The sequence below is a fragment of the Aeromonas sp. S5(2024) genome, from assembly GCF_041403025.1.
Classification (GTDB): domain Bacteria; phylum Pseudomonadota; class Gammaproteobacteria; order Enterobacterales; family Aeromonadaceae; genus Aeromonas; species Aeromonas hydrophila.
This window is the reverse complement of record NZ_JBGLRI010000003.1, coordinates 15,830-37,804: the sequence shown is the minus strand read 5'-3', so window position 1 is coordinate 37,804 and position 21,975 is coordinate 15,830. Positions and strand designations below refer to the sequence as shown.

General features: G+C 57.2%; 15 protein-coding genes and 1 tRNA gene. 15 read left to right on the top strand and 1 reads right to left on the bottom strand.

The window, feature by feature from the left end; all coding sequences use genetic code 11:
• Positions 1-83: 83 nt before the first annotated feature.
• Together ACB032_RS06735 and ACB032_RS06730 are read left to right on the top strand one after the other, a co-directional pair.
• The gene (locus ACB032_RS06735) at positions 84-1,664 is read left to right on the top strand and encodes a Na+/H+ antiporter NhaC family protein (protein ID WP_011705702.1); all 1,581 of its coding nucleotides are present in this window, start codon (positions 84-86) and stop codon (positions 1,662-1,664) included.
• An 86-nt stretch (positions 1,665-1,750) separates the two neighbouring features.
• Positions 1,751-2,332 carry a thymidine kinase gene (locus tag ACB032_RS06730; RefSeq protein WP_011705703.1) on the top strand — a complete coding sequence of 194 codons (582 nt, stop codon included), beginning with the start codon at positions 1,751-1,753 and terminating at the stop codon, positions 2,330-2,332.
• 68 nt (positions 2,333-2,400) lie between these two features.
• Here ACB032_RS06730 and ACB032_RS06725 read toward each other — a convergent pair whose 3' ends face one another.
• Complete coding sequence (locus ACB032_RS06725; protein ID WP_371137617.1) at positions 2,401-3,738, bottom strand: flavohemoglobin expression-modulating QEGLA motif protein; 1,338 nt, start codon at positions 3,736-3,738, stop codon at positions 2,401-2,403.
• Positions 3,739-3,896: 158 nt separating this feature from the next.
• Between ACB032_RS06725 and ACB032_RS06720 the strand changes: the two genes are divergently transcribed.
• The 13 genes from ACB032_RS06720 to tssG all read left to right on the top strand — a co-directional run bounded on the left by ACB032_RS06720 (position 3,897) and on the right by tssG (position 21,963).
• Positions 3,897-4,352, top strand: coding sequence for a YbjN domain-containing protein (locus tag ACB032_RS06720; RefSeq protein WP_371137616.1), 456 nt, complete (start codon positions 3,897-3,899; stop codon positions 4,350-4,352).
• A 146-nt stretch (positions 4,353-4,498) separates the two neighbouring features.
• Positions 4,499-4,586, top strand: a tRNA-Ser gene (locus ACB032_RS06715).
• Positions 4,587-5,510: 924 nt separating this feature from the next.
• The gene (gene hcp1, locus ACB032_RS06710; protein ID WP_010634822.1) at positions 5,511-6,029 is read left to right on the top strand and encodes a type VI secretion system effector Hcp1; all 519 of its coding nucleotides are present in this window, start codon (positions 5,511-5,513) and stop codon (positions 6,027-6,029) included.
• Between the two features lie 276 nt (positions 6,030-6,305).
• On the top strand, positions 6,306-8,351 hold the full coding sequence (gene tssI, locus ACB032_RS06705; protein WP_371137615.1) for a type VI secretion system tip protein TssI/VgrG: 2,046 nt from the start codon (positions 6,306-6,308) through the stop codon (positions 8,349-8,351).
• Positions 8,341-9,069, top strand: a complete 729-nt coding sequence (locus ACB032_RS06700) for a DUF4123 domain-containing protein (RefSeq protein ID WP_371137614.1) — start codon at positions 8,341-8,343, stop codon at positions 9,067-9,069. The genes tssI and ACB032_RS06700 overlap by 11 nt, the downstream gene beginning before the upstream one ends.
• Entirely contained in the window at positions 9,066-13,709 is a 4,644-nt protein-coding gene (locus ACB032_RS06695; protein ID WP_371137613.1) for an RHS repeat-associated core domain-containing protein, read from the top strand. Before ACB032_RS06700 ends, ACB032_RS06695 begins: the two co-directional genes overlap by 4 nt.
• Positions 13,706-14,170, top strand: a complete 465-nt coding sequence (locus ACB032_RS06690) for a hypothetical protein (RefSeq protein ID WP_371137612.1) — start codon at positions 13,706-13,708, stop codon at positions 14,168-14,170. The genes ACB032_RS06695 and ACB032_RS06690 overlap by 4 nt, the downstream gene beginning before the upstream one ends.
• Before the next feature lie 541 nt (positions 14,171-14,711).
• Positions 14,712-16,094 carry a tetratricopeptide repeat protein gene (locus tag ACB032_RS06685; protein WP_371137828.1) on the top strand — a complete coding sequence of 461 codons (1,383 nt, stop codon included), beginning with the start codon at positions 14,712-14,714 and terminating at the stop codon, positions 16,092-16,094.
• 678 nt (positions 16,095-16,772) lie between these two features.
• The gene (tssB, locus tag ACB032_RS06680) at positions 16,773-17,276 is read left to right on the top strand and encodes a type VI secretion system contractile sheath small subunit (RefSeq protein ID WP_005299975.1); all 504 of its coding nucleotides are present in this window, start codon (positions 16,773-16,775) and stop codon (positions 17,274-17,276) included.
• Positions 17,277-17,314: 38 nt separating this feature from the next.
• The gene (tssC, locus tag ACB032_RS06675) at positions 17,315-18,793 is read left to right on the top strand and encodes a type VI secretion system contractile sheath large subunit (protein ID WP_005299978.1); all 1,479 of its coding nucleotides are present in this window, start codon (positions 17,315-17,317) and stop codon (positions 18,791-18,793) included.
• Between the two features lie 6 nt (positions 18,794-18,799).
• Positions 18,800-19,231, top strand: a complete 432-nt coding sequence (tssE, locus tag ACB032_RS06670; protein WP_005299981.1) for a type VI secretion system baseplate subunit TssE — start codon at positions 18,800-18,802, stop codon at positions 19,229-19,231.
• A gap of 3 nt (positions 19,232-19,234) precedes the next feature.
• Positions 19,235-21,001 (top strand): type VI secretion system baseplate subunit TssF, encoded by a 1,767-nt coding sequence (tssF, locus tag ACB032_RS06665; RefSeq protein ID WP_011705715.1) that lies wholly within the window; start codon positions 19,235-19,237, stop codon positions 20,999-21,001.
• The gene (gene tssG, locus ACB032_RS06660; RefSeq protein WP_029303268.1) at positions 20,965-21,963 is read left to right on the top strand and encodes a type VI secretion system baseplate subunit TssG; all 999 of its coding nucleotides are present in this window, start codon (positions 20,965-20,967) and stop codon (positions 21,961-21,963) included. The genes tssF and tssG overlap by 37 nt, the downstream gene beginning before the upstream one ends.
• Positions 21,964-21,975 lie beyond the last annotated feature (12 nt).

Genomic DNA, 21,975 nt, shown 5'->3' with positions numbered 1-21,975 from the left:
TGAGGAGTATTACCTCCCCATGGGTTTTGTTTCTTTATCCTCTCGGTAGATCTCCACCTGCTGTCTTTAGGTGCAAAGAGATCATGGACATCATTCACTACGCCGACTCCGGTTGGTCAATCATTCCGCCCCTGCTGGCCGTCGCCCTGGCAATCCTGACCCGCCGCGTCCTGCTGTCGCTGGGGGTGGGCATAGTCACTGGCAGCCTGCTGCTGAACCAGTTTTCTCCCCTCGATTCCCTGCATTACATGTTGAACACCGTGCTCAAGATCTTCTGGGTCGACGGGGCACTCAACCGTGACAACATCAACATGCTGCTGTTCATGCTGCTGCTGGGCGGCCTCATCAGCCTGATGAGCGTTTCCGGTGCGACCCGGGCCTTCGCCGAGTGGGCCGCCAAGCGCGCCAAGACCCGCAAGGGGGCTAAGACGCTGACCGGCATGATGGTCTTTGCCTTCTTCATCGATGACTTCTTCCACAGCCTGTCGGTGGGGGCCATCTGCCGTCCGGTGACCGACCGCTTCCAGATCTCCCGCGCCAAGCTGGCCTACTTGCTGGACTCCACCGCCGCACCGGTCTGCGTGCTGATGCCCATCTCCTCCTGGGGTGCTTATATCATCGCCCTGGTCGGCGGCATCATGGCGGCTCACGGCATCACCGGGCAGAGCCCCATCTCCGCCTTCGTCGAGATGATCCCGATGAACCTCTATGCGGTGTTCACCCTGATCATGGTGTTGGTGGTGATCGCGTTCCAGCTCGACATCGGCCCGATGCGTCAGCACGAGCAGTGGGCGCTGGAAGGCAAGCTGTGGGATGAGTCCAAGGGCCGCCCCATCGGCCTGGACATGGAGAGCCCGGAGGAGAGCAACGGCGGCATGATCGACATGGTGCTGCCGATCCTGACCCTGACCGCGGCCACCGTCTACTTCATGATTGACTCCGGCGCCGCCGTGCTGGCTGCCAATGGCGAGCCGTTCAGCGTGCTCGGCTCGTTCGAGAATACCAACGTCGGCTCGTCCCTGGTGTATGGCGCCCTGTGCAGCCTGGTGGTCTCCATCGGTCTGGCCATGCGTCTCAAGCTCGGCGCCAAGAACTGGATCAAGGCTGCGCCGCAAGGGGTCATGGCCATGTTGCCGGCCATCAACATCCTGCTGTTTGCCTGGACCATCGGCGCCGTGGTGCGTGACGTCGAGACCGGCAAGTACCTGGCATCGCTTGCCAACGGCAACCTGCCCATCGAAGTGCTGCCTGCCGTGGTCTTTATCCTCTCCTGCGCCATGGCGTTTGCCACCGGCACCAGCTGGGGTACCTTCGGCATCATGCTGCCGCTGGCCGGCGACATGGCGGCGGCCAGTGACATCACGCTGATGCTGCCGATGCTGGCCGCCGTGCTGGCCGGTTCCGTGTTCGGCGACCACAGCTCGCCCATCTCCAGCACCAGTATCCTGTCGGCCACCGGTGCAGGTTGCCACCACATCGACCACGTGATGACCCAGCTGCCCTATGCCCTGGCCATCGCCTTTGGTGCCGCCCTCGGTTATCTGGTAATGGGGCTGATGCACTCGGTGCTGGCAGGTTTTAGCGTCAGTGCGCTCTGGTTCGTCATCTTCTCCAGCTACCATTTGCGCAAGGCAAGGTCCCAAGCGGACCTGGCCATCGCATAAAAAGAACAAGGGGCCGCCAGGCCCCTTGGTTTTGTTGGGGGCTTTGGTTAGCATGCGCTCCATAAATTCAGTTTCGGAACAGTACCATGGCTTCACTGCACTACAAGTTTGCCACCATGAATTCAGGCAAATCGACCCAGCTCATTCAGGCGCACTTCAATTATCTGGAGCGGGGCATGCATCCCTTGGCCATGACACCCGCCATCGACGACCGCTTCGGGGTCGGGGTGATCAGTGCCCGGGTGGGGCTGGAGCTGAGAGTCGAGGTGTTCAGCGATAGCTGCGATCTGTTCGAGATGGTAAAAGCCCGCCATGCCGAGCGGCACATCGACGTGTTCATCGTCGATGAAGCCCAGTTCCTGACCAAGGAGCAGGTCTATCAGCTGGCCCGCATCGTCGACGAGCAGGACATTCCGGTGATCGCCTACGGCCTCAAGACCGATTTTCGCGGCGAGCTGTTTCCCGGCTCCTACCACCTGCTCTGCCTGGCCGACAAGTTCGAGGAGCTGAAAAGCATCTGCTGGTGCGGCAACAAGGCGCACATGAACTCCAGGGTCAATGAGGCCGGTCAGGTGATGCGCGATGGCGAGCAGGTGGAGATCGGCGGCAATGATCGTTATGTCTCCCTGTGCCGCAAACACTATCTGGAAGGACGAGCATTCAAATAACCCGCTCTTCATCGCGATGGGTGGATAGAAAAAGGCGCCAATCTGGCGCCTTTTTTGTTGCTGGCGGCTCAGTCAATCTCGATGTCGACGGGGGCTATGATGGGATCGGCCACCGGCAGGCGGTGGAACAGCTGGCGAAAGTGCTGCTGCACCCGGCCGATATCCACCAGCGACATGCCGGAGGCGAAGCCAAACCAGACGTAGAGACCGGTGAGATCGCGAAACATGGGTGGCAGATAACGGGGCGCACTGATGAGCCCCTCCAGATAGTGCTGATAGAGCACCGGGATGTCGTCCAGGGTCACCTTGCCGACAAACAGCATGGGCAGGATCTCGGGCACCCCCTCCAGCACGGCGCTGCGGATGAAGTTGACCGTCTCCACATAGCCCTTCACATAGGAGAGATCCTTGGTGAAGCAGGCTCCCCCCTCGACCATGCCGCCGCGAAAGACTCGCTGGGTGATCTTGTAGGCGTCGTGTTCGCTGGTGCCCTGGCCGACGAAGTGCTGGAACACTTCGATGAAGTCGGCGCCGCGCTCGGCCATGTCGATGGCCATCACCCGATCCGAGATGCGCTTGGCCCGGTCTGGGAACGAGCTGAAGGTGAGGGTTTCTATCAGCACCGCCAACCCCTCCTGACAGGCGGTGATGCGCGGCGAGCCGGCACTGAGCCAGGTGGCATAGGGTTGCTGGCGCCCGTTGAGGGTGGTGCCCACGTGCACCCAGCCCTCGTGGACCTCCAGCACCTGCAGATCCAGCTCGGAGAAGCGGGCGTGGGAGTTGAGCTTGATGTAATCGCCGCCGGCCGCCGCGTCCGAGACGATGCCATCGCTCAGCTTGACCTGCACGGTGCCGTCACTGAAATAGCTCGACAGCTTGTCCTGCAATTTGGCCACCGCCGCTTCCCCCTCGAACTCTTTGGGGTAGGGGCGAACCAGGTGGCGGGCGCCGGGCAGGGAGAAGATGTCGCACAGCCTCGCGCCCAGCTCCTTGAGGGTCTTGCGATCGCCGCGCAGGTGATCGCCGGCCGAACCGTACAGCAGCTGGCTGTAGCGCAGAAAATCCGGTTGGCCGCGCTGGCGCAGCATCTCGATGACCACCATGTATTGATCCACCGTCTCCTGCAGGATGCGGCCAAGCTCGTCCTGGGGGCCGAGTCGGCGGCGGATCCTGTCCCGCAGCTCCTTGAGCTCCAGATACTTGTTGCGGGGATCGAAGCCGAGGGGGAGGCCATCATAGAAGACCTTGTCGACGGCCGGCAGCTTGCGTCCGCCACTGGCCAGAAAGTCGGCCTGCAGGTGACGGGGCCACTTGATGGCATCCAGAATGCGGATGGGCTTTTGCAGGATCAAGAGTTCATCCGAGAGGGATTTCAGATGCAGGCGGTACTTTTCTTGGATGGTCATTTAGCCCCCTGTGGGGCGAGTGTGGCGCTGGAATGGGCTGAGTATATGCAGGCGGCTTGCCAAAAAGAAGCGAGGCATGTGCTTATCCGGCCAGTGCGCTTTTGGTTGCCGGAAAATTGGTTTAGACTGCGCCCCTTGATCCCAATTGTGTCGTGGAAATGATGAATATCCCCAGCTCCGAAATGATAATGCGTTGGTTGCAGCAGGCTCGTATCGAGCACTACGTCTGTGATCAGTGCCACGGTATCCACATTGTCTCTCTGCAGTCCGTCGAAGGCATTCAGGAGAGCCGGATCTTCGTCGAAGAGGAAGGGCTGCTGTTTTCATCCGAGCTGGAGGTGCGTCCCTCCGCCTTGCTGCCGCTGGTGGCCGAACTGGGTCGTCTCAACATGCAGTATCCGTCGCTCAAGGTGTTCCTCGACATCATCGATGACAACCTGCCGCGTCTGGTGGTGGGCCACACCGTCTTCACCAAGGCCGGTCTGTCGGTCGAGCAGTTCCTGCTGTTCGTTGAAAGCACCATCGCTACCACGCATGAAGTGGTCTCCGAATGCGAGCGATTGGGCTTCCTGAATCTGCCGGAAGTCCAGGTTGCACCGGAGTCTGTGCACTAATTTGTGCGTTAAATGTGCGAACGGTTCGCCTGATGCAAAAAGCCGTTGACGCCGGCGGGGCTTTCCCCTAAATTACGCCCCGTTCCAGCGCAACGGCGCAGCGAACACCGTGCTGGCTGAGCACGTTAAACAACAGACCAAAATTTGGTGAGGTGTCCGAGTGGCTGAAGGAGCACGCCTGGAAAGTGTGTATACGGCAACGTATCGAGGGTTCGAATCCCTCCCTCACCGCCAAATAAAACAAAAGGGCCTGTCACAAGACAGGCCCTTTTGTTTTATCCGGTGACGGGCGGCGCGGTTCGCGCCCTGGTTCGACAGGCGGGCAGGATAGTCCGCCTAGACGGCCAGAGACCGCCCGCAGGGCGAGCGTCATGGATGGCGCGAGTCAATCCCGACCCAGCGTGCAGATTGAAAAACCGACCTGATGGACGGTTTTTTGCTTTGGGGGAAGAATTATCCGCTCATGTCGAAGAGGGGGGGGAGAACTCTCGCCGGGTTCGAGCAGAGCAGCTTGCTGCGATGAACGGCCGCAGGCCGCCCCGAAGGGGTGGGCCACGCAGTGGCGAATCATTCTTCCTTCATCGCCAAATAAAGTAAAAGGGCTTGTCGAAAGACAGGCCCTTTTACTTTATGGGTTGAAGACAGCCCGGTTCTGGCCCAGGCTCGACCTGTGGGCAGGGTAGCCCGCCTGGGCGTTATGCAAGGAGGCTTGCCAAGCTGTCCATCTCATTGAGCAGCGCGCTCACCACGTTGCCTCCCTTCTTCCTTATTACGCTGGCGCCAAGAGGTCTGTTTTTCGAAGACATATTGGCGCGCTTCTTTCTGTTTCTCTCTGCCAATGGTGAGAGTCTTTGGTCGCTCAGGCTTTGATTGGCCAAGTGCTTATCTTCAGTAAGTGATCGTCGGGTAATAGGTGAAGAAGACAGATACAAACTCTGCCTTGCGCAATAGGTTGCCATTCTTTTAGTGATTGATGCTAGTTGTGCAAAGTCGTGTAGTTTTATGTGCCACCTACGCAACTTGTTGCGCCGCATGGCGGCTGTGCAAGTGAGAGTTTATTTTAATTATTTGTTTTTTAACGAAAAAACTGTTTGGCATGGTCACTGCTAACGGATTCGGTCGAGTGTCATTACCGTTCAACCAATCAGGAGCATACCCATGCCAACTCCATGTTATATCAGCATCGAAGGTAAAACTCAGGGCAACATCACCGCTGGTGCCTTCACCTCCGATTCCGTCGGCAACATCTTCGTGCAGGGCCACGAAGACGAGATGCTGGTACAAGAGTTCCAGCACGTCGTGACCGTGCCGACCGATCCGCAATCCGGTCAGCCTGCTGGTCAGCGTGTCCACAAGCCGTTCAAGTTCACCGTTGCGCTGAACAAGGCCGTGCCGCTGATGTACAACTCCTTGGCCTCCGGCGAAATGCTGCCGAAAGTGACCCTGAAGTGGTACCGCACCTCCGTCGAGGGCAAGCAGGAGCACTTCTTCTCTACCGTGCTGACCGATGCCACCATCGTTGACATCGACTGCCAGATGCCCCACTGCCAGGATCCGGCGAAGTCTGACTTCACCCAGCTGATCCAGGTCTCTCTGGCCTACCGCAAAATCGATTGGGAACACACCGTTGCCGGCACTTCCGGTGCGGACGACTGGCGTGCGCCGATCGAGGCGTAACTTGCCCATCAGGGGCACTGCGTGCGGTGCCCCTTGTTTTCTTAACGCTTAGCTGTTGCTTTCAACCGAGTCAGCTTATTTCCCCCTCATTTTTCTTATGTCCGTTTGCCTGGTGTGAGCGGGTACAAGAAAAAATCCGGGTTTACGTCTTGCCGCACGCCGTCAAGGGCGTGCGGTAGCCATGGTGTCAGAAAAACCGGGGCGATGGCGGATCTCTCACCTGGCTTGCAGTGCCCCGCCTGATGGGGCTACACGACATCTCAGAGGCGCTCAGCGATGGCAGACAGCACTGGATTACAATTTACCGTCAAGGTGGGGGCCCTGCCCGAGAGCACCTTCGTGGTGGCCGAGTTTGCGCTGGATGAAGGGCTCAACCGGCCGTTCAACCTGCGCCTGGAACTGGCAAGTGCCCAGCCCGACATCGACTTTGGCGCCGTGCTGGACCAGCCGTGCGAGCTGCTGGTGTGGTACAACGGTGAGCTGCAGCGTCGGGTGTGCGGAGTGGTCAGTGACTTTGCGCAGGGTGACAGCGGTTTTCGCCGCACCCGCTATCAGCTGCTGGTGCAGCCGGCGTTGTGGCGTCTGTCGCTTCGCCAGAACTCCCGCATCTTCCAAGCGCAAAAGCCCGATGAAATCCTCTCCATCCTGTTGCAAGAGCACGGCATCACCGATTATGCCTTTGCCCTCAAGAACGAGCATGCCCAGCGGGAGTACTGCGTCCAGTACCGGGAAACCGACCTCGATTTCGTGAACCGACTCGCCGCCGAAGAGGGGATGTTCTACTTCCACGAGTTTGAAGCGGGCAAGCACCGCATCGTGTTTGCCGATGACGCAGCCGCCCTGACCGCCGGCCCCGAGCTCTTCTTCAACCTCGGCAACCGTTCGCTGGAGCAAGGCCCCTATGTGCGCCAGTTCCACTATCGGGAGGCGGTGCGCTCCTCGGATGTGGAGCTCAAGGACTACAGCTTCAAGACCCCGGCTTATGGCCTCTCTCACAAGAAGCAGGGCTGTGAGCTCGAGCACCAGCGCGACACCTACCAGCACTTCGATTTCCCGGGCCGCTACAAGCAGGATGGTAGCGGCAAGGCCTTTGCCCAACATCGGCTCGATGCGCTGCGCAATGACGCGGTGGCGGGCCAGGCTAAGTCCAACTGCGCGGCTTTGCTGCCGGGTCAGCACTTTTCACTCACTGAACATCCCAACGGCAGCCTCAACACCGACTGGCAAATCGTCCATATCCGCCATACCGGTGAGCAACCCCAGGCCTTAGAAGAAGAAGGCGGCAGCGGCCCGACCGTCTACCACAACGAATTCGGGGTGGTGAAAGCGAGCACCACCTGGCGGGCACGCATCGGCAGCCCGGAGGCCCCTCACAAGCCGATGGTGGATGGCCCGCAAATCGCCATGGTGGTGGGCCCCGAAGGGGAGGAGATTTACTGCGACGAGCATGGCCGGGTCAAACTACAATTCCCGTGGGACCGCTACGGTTCGAGCAACGACCAGAGCTCTTGTTGGGTGCGAGTATCCCAGGGCTGGGCCGGCGGTCAGTACGGCATGATGGCCATCCCGCGCATCGGCCACGAGGTCATCGTGAGCTTTTTGGAAGGGGACCCCGACCAGCCCATCGTGACTGGTCGCACCTATCATGCCACCAACCGGCCGCCGTATGAGTTGCCGGCCAACAAGACCCGCACCGTGCTGCGCACCGAAACCCACCAGGGTGAGGGTTTCAACGAGCTGCGCTTTGAAGACCAGACGGGGCAGGAAGAGATTTACATCCACGGTCAGAAAGACCTGAACGTGCTTATCGAGAACGATGCTGCCTGGCACATCAAGCACGACCAGCACACCGATATCGACAATGAGCGGGTGTCCCGCATCAAGGCCAATGACCACCTGACGGTAGAGGGTGAGAAGCGGGACCAGATAAAAGCCGACTACTCGCTGAGTGTCGATACCTCCATGCATCAAAAACTCGGTCAGAGCTGGCTCACCCAGGCGGGGCAGGAAGTGCACGTAAAAGCCGGTGCCAAGGTGGTGCTGGAAGCGGGTTCTGAAATTACCGTCAAGGTCGGCGGCTGCTTCATCAAGGTTGATGGCGGCGGTGTCACCCTGGTCGGCCCCACCATCAAGATGAACTCGGGTGGCAGCGCCGGCTCGGGAACTGGGTGGGCTGGAAAATCGCCACTAGGGCCCTTGGGAGTCAGTGTACCCCCTATACCCAAGGTACCGCTTAGCCCTGCCCAACTGGCCACCATGAAGAGTGCCGCTCCTTTCTGCGAAGAGTGCGAAAAATGCAAGGAGAGTGGTTGTGAAATTTGAGACCACAGCGCTGAAGGAATGGGTGCAGATGCAATCTGCTCCCCTTTACGCCCTATTGGCGGCGGCGAGTGACGCGGCGCCTTTGCAGCATTATTACCAGCTGGATGGTCGAGACACACCACGAGGGTTGTATCTGGGCACCCCTTACCATGACTGGTTGTCTGTGATGCCCTATCTGGTGGCGCTCGACAAAGACAGCCCATTCATCGATTGGGCAGAGACGACGGATGCGCATGACTGGGGTTGGCTCGTTGCAAGCGATCAGTCTATCGATTCCCTTTATGCTCATCTGCAGGGACTGACCCAGGTTTGGCATCAGGGGGAAGCGGTCTTCTTTCGTTATTGGGATGGGAAGTACCTGTCGAGCATTGTCAATCAGCTTGGTGATGGTGTGACTGCACTGCTGCCTGAGATGAGGAGCTTGTGGTGTCTTGGGAGTGTATTCTCATGGGAGCTTACGGAGCCGCGTGCTGCGCGCCCTTTTCCCTGGTGGGAGCTGCCCCCTGTCATTGCCGCGACATTGGCGAGGCAGGATACCGGTCCCCTCGTCAACAACCTGATGCAGCAGTTGGCGGATCAAAACGGTCAGCTCTACTGGTCATTTCCAGAGGCGAACCTGCGCTGCAAGGTTGCTCGCTTTGTCTCCCGTCATTCATCCCCTGATATCGATCTATTTCCGGCGCTGGAAGCCGCGCTGATCAATGAGGTTCAAGCATGAGCAATGCCGGCCAGGCCGTCTTCAACGAAGTGATCGCCGATTATCGCAACGTTCTGAATGCCTATCGCAAGGATGCCGAGAGTTTCTTTCTGGGCGACATGCTCAGCATGGACATGGAGCAGACCATCAAGGTGGGCGACAAGACCATCACGGCATCGTCCAGCAGCAAGAAGGCGCAGTCCGTGGTGACGCAATGCCCGCTAAGCGGCACCTTGCGTCTGGTTCATCTGTTTGAATCCGTACGTTTTATTCCCATCGGCAATACCCCGTACAAGGTGGAGGCGGGGAAACTGGTGCGCGGACGATTTGTCAGCGAGGCGGTAGCCAAGGAGGGAACCCTGGATGGCAAGGGCATTGCCGAGGTCGGTAAGCTAACCCCGGGCAAGTCCTATCGGGTTACCTTCTACCCCAATGTGAAGAAGAGCGATCTGGATACCTTGTTCACCTCTTATGTTCCCGTTCAAAAAGACCTGGAGGCATGGCTTACCAAGGAGTGGAACAGTGAGCACAAGGCTGCCTGGGCTCGTTACAGCGGTACTGGTGGTGGGTTTGGCAGCCATGCTCTTGCGGCAGCAAGCGGTATCGGCAAGGCACTGGTCGGGGTGTGGGACGATCTTAAAACCATCTACAACCTGCTGGCCGATCCGGTAGGCAACGCCAAAAAGCTGGCCGCCTTCGGAGTGGACGCAGCTGCAATGGCCAAGGCTGGGGCCTCCCAGATGGAAGCTGCCATGCTGGTACTACAAGATGAAGCGCTGCTTTATCTTTATGCCTATGCCTTGGTGTGCTGGGTCAAGATGTTGCCCCCTGATCAGCAAACCGAGTTTGGTGCTCAGGTGATTTCGTCGGTGCTGATTGATGTGATCATCGGTGTGGTGCTGACCGGAGGGGCTGGCCTTGCGGCGCGCTATGGTGCCAAGGCTGCTTCCATGGCCAAGAACAGTGACCGGGTCATGCGACTGGTCACCTCCTTGGTCAATCTCTCCAAGAAACACAACCTGGCCCAGCACGCCCAGAAGGCGAAAAAAGTGCTGGTCGCGGGGGCGGCTCCGTTGAGCCCGGCCAAAAAAGCGGATCTCAAGTTGGTCGATGGCAATGCCAAAACGTTGGTGGAAAAAGGAACGGCGGCCAAACGCCGGTTCCAGGGGCACACCGAGATCAAGCAGGTGAACAAGACTCCTGATGCCTCCAAACAGGCAGTTACCCCGGCCAATCGCCCCCATCAACCTGAAGCCAAAACCTGCAAAAACAACTGCCCGGTCTCCATGGTGACCGGGGAAGAACTGCTGGCCTTGCAAGATGGCGAACTGCCCGGTTTGCTGTCCTTTGTCTTTGGGCGCCTCTATCGCACGTCCGCCGTCTCGCAATCCTGCGGCATGGGGAGCGGCTGGACTCATGCCCTTGCGCACCGGCTTGAACGTCACGGTGATACCCTGACCTGGTGGGATGAGGAGTCCCTGGCAACTGAACTGCCATTGCCATCGATAGCCAAACCCATGGTGACCAACCTGCTGTCGGAGGCGGCGGTCTACCTCGGTGACGAGACTGATGAGGTCATCGTGGCCAAGGCCGGCTCGCCATTCCTGCATTTCACTTGGCATGGCGACAGCGGGCGGCTGAGCGGTTTTTCCGATCCCTACGGCAATCGGCTGACGGTACGCTCTGACTGTCAAGGACGCCCCGCCTGGGTGGAAAACGAAGGGGGGCTGGCCCTTCGTCTCGCCTATGAGGGCGACCACATCATGGCGCTCGAGTCGCTGCGCTTTGATAGCATTGCCTGGCAGCCCCAAGCCACGCTGCAACGCTACCACTACGATGCCCATGGTCACCTGGTGGCGGCTGAGAATGGGGCCGGGGAGTGCGAGCGATATCGCTATCGTGATGATGGGGTCATTGTGGAGCGCCGTCTGGCGGGGGGTGCCGCCTTCTTCTGGGAGTGGGAAGGGGAAGGGGAAGGCAAGGCCGCCCGAGCCATCCGTCACTGGAGCGATGTGGCGGGCTTTGATGTCACCTATAGCTGGGATGATGACAAAGGTGAGGTAGCGGTCATCAATGCCGATGGCAGTCAGGAAGTGTATCAGCACGACAGTCAGGCGCGTCTTGTTCGCCAGCAGGATCCGGATGGTGCGATTACCGAGTCTGCCTACAACGCCAAAGGGCAGAAAGTGCTGGTCCGTGATCCGCTGGGGGCCGAGACCCATTATCACTATGACGAAGAAGGGCTTTTGTCCCTCGAAGTTGCTCCCGATGGTACTCAAACTGTCTATCAATATTGGGATGGCCGGGTTCGCAAGATAGTGCAGGGGGAGCGCGAATGGCGTTTCGAGCACAACCTGCAAGGCGATCTGATTACCAGGCGGGATCCTCTGGGGAGCGAAACCCGTTATGACTATACCCCCCAGGGCAAGCTCTGCGCTGTGGTTCACCCAGACGGGAGCCGCACCGAGCTGGTGTGGAACCGCCTAGGCCAGTTGATCGAAGAGAAAGGGGTTGATGGCGGGATAAGCCGCTGGCGCTATGACGAGCGGGGCCGCCAGATCGTGCGGCAAGATCCGCGTGGCGCAATCACACGCTATGAATGGGACGCGGCCGATCGTCTGAGTACCGTTCATTTGCCCGGAGGCGGCATTCGTCGCTATGAGTACAACGCCTATGGCAAGGTAACGGCGCAGTGGGACGAGCAGGGACGTGAGACACGTTTTGAATATCACCCCGGCCTTCATCTCGTGAGTCGGCGCATCAACCCAGATGGCAGCGAGCTCAAATACCGCTATGACAACGCCAAGCTCTTCCTCAGCGAGATTGAGAACGAGCATGGTGAACAGCATCGTATCCACTACCATCCCAACGGGCTGGTGGCACGGGAAACCGGTTTTGATGGGCGCACCACCGTCTACCGTTATGACCTCAACGGACGTCTGAGCGAAAAGGTGGAGTTCGGCAAGCAGGAGACCGAACTGGTCACTCGCTATGAGCGCGACCCCATGGGGCGCTTGTTGACAAAATCCCTGCCAGATGGCCGCGAGATCGCCTTTGAGTACGACGGTCACGGTCAGCTCATCCGGGTCGATGATGGCGCCTGGCCCATGGCATTTGACTACGATAGTGCCGGTCATCTGCTGGCGGAGCATCAGGGGTGGGCCTCAAGCCATTTCCAATACGATGCCATGGGGCGGCTGTCACATTGGCAACTGCCCGACGGCAACCAACTTGGCTATCACTATCAGCACGGAGCGCTTGGCGGAATTGATCTCAACGGTGCCGAGCTCACGCGCCACCAGGTGGTGGGTGGGCTTGAGCTGCGCAGGCAGCAAGGGGCGCTTACCCAGCAGTACGAATATGACGAGCAGGGGCGCCTGACGGCATTGCGTCTGCAGCGGGGCAAACAGGTCTCCCGCGAGCGGCGTTACGGTTATGACGCAACGGGCAACCTGCTACGCATTGATGACAGCGTGCAGGGAGAGGTGCACTACCGCTACGATCCGCTGGACCGCTTGCTGGAAGTGCGGGGCGAGTTGACCGAGCGCTTCCTGCATGACCCTGCCGGCAACCTCCTGGGTGAAAGCTCGGGTGGTCCATTCGATGGGGCCCGTACCCAGGGGAACCGGCTGCTGTTGAGTGGCGATCGTCACTTCGAGTACGACGAATTTGGCCGATTGGCAGTAGAGCGGCGCGGCAAGGGCCAGCAACTGGTGACCCGCTATCACTACGATTGTCAGCATCAACTGGTGCGGGCTGAGCTGCCCGATGGCAGCACCGCCTGTTATGACTACGATGCCTTTGGTCGTCGCATTCGCAAGACAGTGAGCGGAGCAAAAGGCGGGCAAGTCACCGAATTCTTGTGGCAGGCCAACAACCTGATTGCTGAGAGCAGTTATCAGCTCGGTGATGATCAGCGCCGTACTGACGAGCAGTACCGCAGCTTTATCTATGAACCCGGCAGTTTCAAACCCTTGGCACAACTGGAAGGGGAAGGGCAGAAGGCTGAGGTATTCCATTACCAGCTTGACCACCTTGGTACACCATTGGCACTGACCCGCACAAGCGGGGCTACCGCCTGGCAGGTGCGCTATCGAGCCTATGGCAATGTCTGGCGCGAAGAGATCGCCGAGGTGGCAACGCCCTTGCGTTTCCAGGGGCAGTATTTTGACGCCGAGACGGGGCTTCACTACAACCGCCACCGTTACTACCAGCCCGACACGGGTAGATTTATCACCCCCGACCCGATAGGCTTGGCCGGTGGCCTTAACAATTATCAGTATGCTCCGAACCCGACTGGCTGGGTGGATCCACTGGGGTTAAGTAATGTGCCGGGACAGTGTCCCGCTGCGTCGCCTTCAAGGCGTGAGAGCTTTCGCGCTGCAAAAGAAGCAGCAGGCATCCCACGTTCAGCTCAATATAAAACACATAAATATGTTTATGATAAAGAATATGAGAATCGAACTGTCTATGAGTTTGATGTTCATGGGAGCAAAAAATATATCGTGCTTCATGATGATGACAAGTTTGGTCGAGGCCCTCACTTTCATGGCGCTGATGATAGTAAAGGTTCTCCCATGCTTCCCGGCAAGTACAAACAGTACCCAGGGCATTTTCCTGAAATAAAATTTGGTTTCAGAAAAGGGAAGGTAAAGAAATGAATTCTAGACTTAAGCTCTATATGAAGCAGAAAAATACCTCGATGTTTTTTGAGGGACTTAACTGTAACTATCGCTTTATTGAACAATCCCCTGCTTCAGAGTTTTATAAGAAGGTTTTTTCTCGAGCTAATGTCATCAATGAGTATCATGATTCTGATGCTGCAATAACTGCCTTGATTCGCCACTTCATCCATATTTCTAAAGGGGAGGGAGGCGCATGGTTGCTTATCTTTAACTCTAAAGATGTGAATATAGATGTTGAGGTTCAGCTAAGCTCTGACGGGGGAGTTTTAGAGAGAATTATAAAACAGTCTGTAACATCAAATGGATTTCTTGATGACTTTGTTATGATAAATAAAGATGGGAACGTTATCTTTATTTCTAAAGATGAATACAGTTATTCTGTTGGTGAAGACCAGTCATCTTTTTATATGAGTATTTATTCATCACTTGTATGTTGAAAAATTCCACGCTGGAGTTTTTTCTTTGATGAGGGTTCGGTTTCATATAAGAACATAAGGAAGATATGAGGTGTATTGCCAAAACACAAAAATTGAATTTAAACCTTCAGTATCTGACTTCATCGGTAATTTAGATATCTATGGTCGTGAAGAGACGCTAGGCGTGTATTTTAATAAGTTTGCTCCAAACAATAGGGGTGATGTTTGTAACTTATTGAAAAAATGTTTTTCCATGATCCTAGTACCAGTGGGTTATCAATTTCACATAAAGAATTTCTTGTGGAGTTGCTGATAAGCGCACTGAGAGATCCTGGGTTTGATTTTTGCAAACCTTTTGATACTGATGATGGGAATGGCGATACACTTCCATTAAGTTATGAAATAAAAACCAATGGTTTTTGAAAAAATGTGTCGCATTGCCATGTGTGAATAGCATGAGGTCAGTGTAAATATGTTTTAATTTCAAAAAACAAATACACCTTTAATTCAATGTTTCTCATTGTTATTCGTTGATTTTTATTACAAGGTAGTGACAGGGAATATGTTTTTAAAATTAATGTCAGTGACTGGTATTCTGTTATTGTCCTGGACAATTTCAGGATGCTCGGTAAATATGTCAACTCAGAATGAGCAGCAGTTGTTGCAAGCCGCCCAGCAAGGCCAGGGCAATGCGCAATATGAGCTAGCCAAGCGTCTGGCGACCAAGCCGGATTATCCCGAGGCGATGCGCTGGATGAAGCAGGCCGCCGATCAAGTCGGTCCGCTGGCGGCAGATGCCGATATTAGGGGCAAGGCTGCACTACAGGTGGGAAGTTGGTATCAGGCGGGGTTGGGAGAACCTAAAAATCCTGTACTGGCCAAGCAGTGGTGGCAGCGCTCCGCCAAGTTGGGCAATTCGGAGGCCAGCTATCAACTGAGTCAGGACTGCCGGCAACGGCACAAGGGCAAGCTGGCCAGTGAGTGCCTTGACTGGCTCGAACAGGCGGCCAAGCGCGATCATGCGAATGCCCAGTTGGCTCTGGGGCAGTGGTATGCAGGTCAGGCGGGGGCTGATGCAGATGCCGTAAAATGGTTGGAGAAAGCCGCCGAACAAGGTAATCGTGATGCCCAATTCCAGCTTGGCACTCGCTATGAACAAGGGAAAGGGGTGAGCAGGCGCCCCGATCTTGCCCTGCGCTGGTATGAGAAAGCTGCTGCCCAGCAACAGCCGGATGCCTTGTTGGTGCTGGCGCGCAAGGCGCCATCTGAAGAGGCATTCGGCCTCTATCAGCGAGCTGCCAATGCGGGGGCTGTATCGGCCCAGTTGTGGTTGGGACAAGCCTATCTGGTCGGTGATCTGGTTGCCCAGGATCTTGCGCTTGGCCGTTATTGGTTGGAGCTGGCAGCAGGCAGTGGTTCCCATGAGGCCGAATATCAATTGAGCCTGCAACAGAGCGATAGCGCCGCGCGAGAACATTGGTTGACACGTGCCGCAGAAGGGGGATTCAGCGAAGCTCAGCTGGCATTGGCGCAATGGCAGCAAGAGCAAGGGGATCTCGTCACAGCGCGCCAGTATTTTGCTTTGGCAGCAGCACAGGGCAACGTCGATGCTCATTATGCCTATGGCGAGATGCTACGGCTGGGATTGGGCGGCAAGGAAGACTACCCGCAGGCGCTTAAACAGTATCGACTGGCCGCCAATGCCCTGCACCGATCAGCCCAATACCGCATGGGCATGATGCGAGAGCAGGGGTTGGGAGCTCCACGCAATAGACTGCATGCTTATGCGTGGTATCTGCTTGCTGCCACGGATGGAAATAGTGAGGCTTCTGAAGCACGTGATGAGCTTGAAAAAGGTATGACTGAAAAAGAGAAGAGCGCAGGGCAAAAACTTGCTCAGCATTGGTTTGTAGCGCTTTCCCAAGGGAAGAAATTGAACAGTTAGTAGTTTTTTTGTCAACAGCGGTGAGCTTACAATCTACCTGAACTGTCGATGACTCAGAGTGATTGATATAAGCAGGCTCACCTTAGTGACATCATCGTGCATATTATGTCCTTCAGTCCCTTCATTGTTTTGCATGGTGAAGGGATTTTTTGTTCTTGAATTGTCATTTTTTGTTACATATTTTTGTCTGGTCGCGACCGTCTTTGTCGCACTGCCTCATGGTGAGATGCATGAATCACTAACATTCAAATTTATTGACTCTGGAATCTATTTTTATGAGAGTGAGGCCTATTTTCAATAATCAAATGCAACTGTCTCAATTTGATTGTAACTGTCTGTTTTTGCTTTGTTTTTGTATTTTAAGGTCTCTTCTTTGATAAATAATAAATTGACTATCGGTGCTACACACATATACCATGCGGCGCAAATGGCTCTTAGGTCAATATGACCTCTAACAAAGAGTAGAGGCAAAATCGGATTGTATAGATAACAAGATGCATACTGCGTTTTTGGTTATTAGAGCTTTTGCTTTGGTATATCGGAGACGCATCGTCAGCTGATGAACTTCTCACTGAATCCATCGGTGGTTCAGTCAACTGTCATTTTTGACAGTTGTTGGTAAGGGCGTTGGCTATAAGCTTTAGGGTCTTGGTTGACCCTTAACTTGGTATTTAGAGCATGGGAAAAGGAATTGACGGCGGCACTGTTGCGCCCAAAGAACGTATCAACATCAAATATGTACCGGCAACCGGTGGTCAGCAAGCGGAAATAGAGCTTCCGTTGACCATGATGGTGGTCGGCAATATGAAGGGCCGTACTGAAGACACTCCGATCGAGGAGCGTCAGACCGTCTCTATCGACAAGAATAACTTCTCGTCTGTCATGAAAGAATCCGCGCTGGAACTGAAGTTTTCCGTTCCCAATCGTCTGGAAGAAAACAGCCAGGATGAGCTGCCGGTTTCGATCAAGATCCAGTCTCTGGAAGACTTCACCCCTGACAGCGTGGCACAGCAAGTGCCCGAGCTGCGCAAGCTGCTGGAACTGCGCGAAGCCTTGGTTGCCCTGAAGGGGCCGCTGGGTAATATCCCCGCCTTCCGCAATCGTTTGCAGGATCTGCTGTCCAGTGATGACGCTCGTGAGCAGCTGCTCAAAGAGCTGGATTTGATTAAGCCTGCCGAGTGATCGCCGGGTTGGATTGACTGAACGAGAAAGGAATAAACATGTCTTTGGTCGAAGAACAGGTTCAAGCGGGGGCGAGTGCCGCCTCCTCGTCCTTGCTGGACGAAATCATGGCGCAGGCCCGCATTACCCCGGTGGATGAAGGTTACAGCGTTGCCAAGCAGGGGGTTGCAGCCCTGATCGCCAACATTCTGGACAGCGGTACCACCAGCGAGCCAGTCAACAAGGCGCTGGTGGACAGCATGATTGTCGAGCTCGACAAGAAGCTCAGCAAGCAGATGGACGTCATCCTGCACGCCAAAGAGCTGCAGGAGATGGAGTCCTCCTGGCGCTCCCTGAAGCTCTTGGTGGATCGCACCGATTTTCGCGAGAACATCAAGATCCAGGTGCTGCATGCCACCAAGGAAGAGCTGCTGGAAGATTTTGAGTTCTCGCCCGAAATCACCCAGTCCGGTCTCTACAAGCATGTCTACTCGACTGGCTACGGTCAGTTCGGTGGCCAGCCCGTCGGCGCCGTGATCGGTGATTACGCCTTTACTCACAGCTCACCCGACATCAAGCTGATGCAGTATGTCAGTGCGGTGGGAGCCATGGCCCATGCGCCGTTCATCTCTTCCGTCGCACCAGCCTTCTTCGGCGTCGACAGCTTTACCGATCTGCCTTCCATCAAGGATCTGAAATCGGTATTCGAAGGGCCGGCCTACACCAAGTGGCGTTCCCTGCGTGAATCGGAAGATGCCCGTTATCTGGGTCTGACCGCACCGCGCTTCTTGGCGCGTCTGCCCTACGACCCGACCGAAAACCCCATCAAGGGCTTCAACTATCAGGAAGACATCAGCTCGGACCACGATCACTACCTGTGGGGCAACACCGCCTACCTGATGGGCACTTCCCTGACCGACAGTTTCGCCAAGTATCGCTGGTGCCCGAACATCATCGGCCCGCAGAGCGGTGGTGCCATCCACGACCTGCCGGTGCACGTCTACGAGGCCATGGGTCAGCTGCAGGCGAAGATCCCGACCGAGGTGCTGATCACCGACCGTCGCGAATACGAGCTGTCGGAAGAGGGTTTTATCACCCTGACCATGCGCAAGGACAGCGACAACGCCGCCTTCTTCTCCGCCAACTCGGTACAAAAACCCAAGGTGTTCCCGAACACCAAGGAAGGCAAAGAAGCGGAAACCAACTACAAGCTGGGTACCCAGCTGCCCTACATGTTCATCATCAACCGCCTGGCGCACTACATCAAAGTGCTGCAGCGCGAGCAGATCGGCTCCTGGAAGGAGCGTCAGGATCTGGAACGAGAGCTGAATGGCTGGATCAAGCAGTACGTTGCCGATCAGGAGAACCCGCCGGCAGACGTACGTAGCCGTCGTCCGCTGCGCGCCGCCCAGATCAAGGTGCTGGATGTGGAAGGGGAGCCGGGCTGGTACCAGGTTGCCATGGCCGTGCGCCCGCACTTCAAGTACATGGGGGCGAGCTTCGAGCTCTCTCTGGTAGGTCGACTGGACAAGGAATAAGGCCCGATGCCGCATCTCTCTTCCTGGGATAGAGGAAATGCGGCCAGCCTGTTTGATCGCATCCGGGGGGAGGGGCTTGGCTCCTCCCCTCGTTCGGAAGTTGATGAACTGGTCGACTCTGTCAAACGGCAGCTCGACCAGATCCTCAACACCCGTCCCGGCAATTGCCGCAGTGCACCCGATCTGGGGGTCATTGATCTCAATGACGCCACTCAGGGCAGTGCGGATATCAAGGGGCGGATCCGGGAGGCGATCCGGCAATGCATCCGTCGTTATGAACCACGGATCATCCATGTGGATGTTCGTTCACCCGACTATCAGGCGAGTCCGCTTGAGATGTCGTTTCAGGTGACGGCCCACGTGCGGCTGGAGCATATCGAGCAAGTTACCTCGTTCAACGTCCATATGGACAGTCACCGTCACTACCGCATGGTCTGATCAATGTCGCTGGAACATTACTTCAGGGATGAACTGGCATTTTTGCGCCTGCAAGGGCGCGAATTTGCCGACGCCTATCCCGAGCTCACCCGCTTTCTGTCGGAGCAGAACACCGATCCGGACGTGGAGCGCCTGCTGGAGGGGTTCGCCTTCCTCACGGGCAACCTGCGCGCCAAGATTGAGGATGAGTTTCCCGAGCTGACCCACGGTCTGCTCAACATGCTCTGGCCCAACTACCTGCGTCCCGTGCCCAGCATGACCATCATGCAGTTTTCGGTCATTCCGGGTGCCATCGCCCAGCCGGCGCTGGTCAGGCAAGGTTGTCAGCTCGACAGTCTGCCCCTGGACGAGGTGACCTGTCATTTCCAGACCTGTCACGATACCTGGGTCTATCCGGCCGATATCCGTCATATCGCTGCCCAGAGTGGCAACGATCTCTCTACCATCTCGCTGGACATCGCCCTGCATGCTCCTTTGCCGCTCAGCGAGCTGCAGCTGGACAAGCTGCGCTTCTTCCTCGGTGGTGACAGCTACACCGCCTATGAGCTCTACTTCTGGCTCTCCAACCAGCTCTCCCATATCGAGCTGGAGATCGACGGCAAGCGCTTTCGCCAGGAGGCCAAGGCCCTCAAATCGGTCGGCTTCGAGCGCGACGACGCGCTCTTGCCCTATCCGAACAACGTCTATTCCGGCTACCGGATCCTGCAGGAGTACTTCTGCTTCCCGGAAAGCTTCCTCTTCTTCGAACTCTCCGGTGGCGAGTGGCCCAAACAGCCGCTGCCGGTGAGCGAATTCAAGGTGCACTTCTGCTTCGACCGGCCGCTGCCGGCGGAGCTCAAGATCCGTCCCGACTCCTTCATGCTCAACTGCGTGCCGGCCATCAACCTGTTCCAGCACGACAGCGAACCGGTCAACCTCAATGGCCGTCAGGCGGAGTATCCCCTCAAGGCGAGCTATCGCCACGCCGACAGCTTCGAGATCTTCTCGGTGGATCAGGTGGAAGGCTGGGTCGAGGGGAACCTCGGCCGCTCCCGCGGTACGCCGCGAATCTATCAGCCATTCGAGAGCTTCCAGCACCAGATTGAGCGGGCCAAACAGCGGCTGGCGCTCTACTACCGCGTGCGGGTCAAGGAGGCGGTGAGCGGGGATGGTTTCGAGCACAGCCTCTCGTTCGTGCGCGGGGATGAAACCACTACGGTCGAACTGGATGAATCCATCTCGGTGACGCTCACCTGCACCAACCGCTCTCGCGCCGCCCGTCTCAAGGTGGGCAGTGTCTGCGTGCCGACCGGCAGTTCTCCTTCGTTTGCCACCTTCCGCAACCTGATCCGGCCGACCCGGCCGCTGCGCCCGGCGCTGGACGGCAGTCTGCACTGGACGCTGATTTCCAACCTGTCGCTCAACTATGTCTCCCTGCTGCGCCGCGATGCCCTGGTGCAGGTGCTGCGCACCTACGATTTTCCGGCGCTGCACGACAAACAGGCCGAGCAGGCCTCGCGCAAGCGGCTGGCGGGGATCGAGGAGATCGAGACCAAGCCGGTGGATCGGCTGGTGCGCGGCATGCCGGTGCGGGGGCTCAAGTCGGTGCTCTCCATCCGCCAGTCCGCCTTTGGCAGCGAAGGGGAGCTCTATCTGTTCAGTACCGTGCTGGCCCACTTCTTCTCGCTCTATGCCAGCGTCAACGCCTTCCACCTGCTTGAGGTGGTCAATCTCGACAACAAGGAGCGCTACCAATGGCCAGTCCAGATCGGTCAGCACTCCCTGATGTGAACGCCGCCCGGGAGGCGCCCCGCTTCAACTTTTTCCAGTTGGTTGAGCTGCTCAACCGGCTGGATGGCGCCGATCAGGAGCGGGGGCTCGACTACCTGCCCGGTGACGAGAACATCCGCTTCAAGGCGACCGCCTCTCTGGGGTTCCCCACCAGCGACGTGCTGCAGATTGGTCGGGACGGGCAGGGGCGCCACGAGCTGGAGGTGGCCTTCCTCGGCCTGCACGGCAGTCAGTCGCCGATGCCCGGCTATTACCTCGATTCGCTGGCGTGGGAGTACGCCCAGGGGGAGCAGAAGCTCGGCCTGTTTCTGGACTTCTTCCACCACCGTCTGCTGACCCTGCTGCACCGGATCTGGCGCAAGTATCGCTACCACGTGCGGTTTCAGGACAACGGCGAGGATGGCTTCTCCCGTCTGATGTTTGCCCTGGTAGGGCTTGGCAACGAGGCGGTCTGTCAGAGCCTGCCGGTCAACCGGGCCAAGATGCTCTCCTATGCGGGCATGCTGGCCAGCCCTAGCCGCTCCCCCGAGGTGGTAGCCGGTCTGGTGGCTCACTGTTTCGATCTGGCCGATGTGCAGGTGAGCGCCTGGCAGTGGCGCAAGGTGCCTATTCATCAGGATCAGCAAAATCGCCTCGGCGGCGCCTGCGCCACTCTAGGGAGCGATTTTGTCATAGGCGACAAAGTGAACGACTGTGCCGGCAAGTTCTTGTTGAAGATCAACAACCTGAGCTTTGGCCAGTTTCTCGGCTTTCTGCCGAACGGGGAGCACTTTCACGCCCTGGTGACCTTCGTCTCCTTCATCCTGCGCGATCAGCTGGCCTGGGATCTGCGCCTGGGGTTCGGCCAGGAACAGGCGAGGGGACTGAGGTTGGGTGAGGAGCAGAGTGCCCGCCTGGGGTGGAGTACCTTTCTCGGCCAGCCGCCGAGTGATCCGTTCGTGACCATCTGCGTGCAGGAATAAGTGCAGACATCA

Bases quoted from the DNA above. Each gene is read 5' to 3' on its own strand.
- tssI (WP_371137615.1), top strand. From the start codon at position 6,306: ATGGCAGACAGCACTGGATTACAATTTACCGTCAAGGTGGGGGCCCTG.
- ACB032_RS06735 (WP_011705702.1), top strand. From the start codon at position 84: ATGGACATCATTCACTACGCCGACTCCGGTTGGTCAATCATTCCGCCC.
- ACB032_RS06730 (WP_011705703.1), top strand. From the start codon at position 1,751: ATGGCTTCACTGCACTACAAGTTTGCCACCATGAATTCAGGCAAATCG.
- tssG (WP_029303268.1), top strand. From the start codon at position 20,965: ATGGCCAGTCCAGATCGGTCAGCACTCCCTGATGTGAACGCCGCCCGG.
- hcp1 (WP_010634822.1), top strand. From the start codon at position 5,511: ATGCCAACTCCATGTTATATCAGCATCGAAGGTAAAACTCAGGGCAAC.
- tssE (WP_005299981.1), top strand. From the start codon at position 18,800: ATGCCGCATCTCTCTTCCTGGGATAGAGGAAATGCGGCCAGCCTGTTT.
- tssF (WP_011705715.1), top strand. From the start codon at position 19,235: ATGTCGCTGGAACATTACTTCAGGGATGAACTGGCATTTTTGCGCCTG.
- ACB032_RS06690 (WP_371137612.1), top strand. From the start codon at position 13,706: ATGAATTCTAGACTTAAGCTCTATATGAAGCAGAAAAATACCTCGATG.
- tssB (WP_005299975.1), top strand. From the start codon at position 16,773: ATGGGAAAAGGAATTGACGGCGGCACTGTTGCGCCCAAAGAACGTATC.
- tssC (WP_005299978.1), top strand. From the start codon at position 17,315: ATGTCTTTGGTCGAAGAACAGGTTCAAGCGGGGGCGAGTGCCGCCTCC.
- ACB032_RS06720 (WP_371137616.1), top strand. From the start codon at position 3,897: ATGATGAATATCCCCAGCTCCGAAATGATAATGCGTTGGTTGCAGCAG.
- ACB032_RS06725 (WP_371137617.1), bottom strand. From the start codon at position 3,738: ATGACCATCCAAGAAAAGTACCGCCTGCATCTGAAATCCCTCTCGGAT.
- ACB032_RS06685 (WP_371137828.1), top strand. From the start codon at position 14,712: ATGTTTTTAAAATTAATGTCAGTGACTGGTATTCTGTTATTGTCCTGG.
- ACB032_RS06695 (WP_371137613.1), top strand. From the start codon at position 9,066: ATGAGCAATGCCGGCCAGGCCGTCTTCAACGAAGTGATCGCCGATTAT.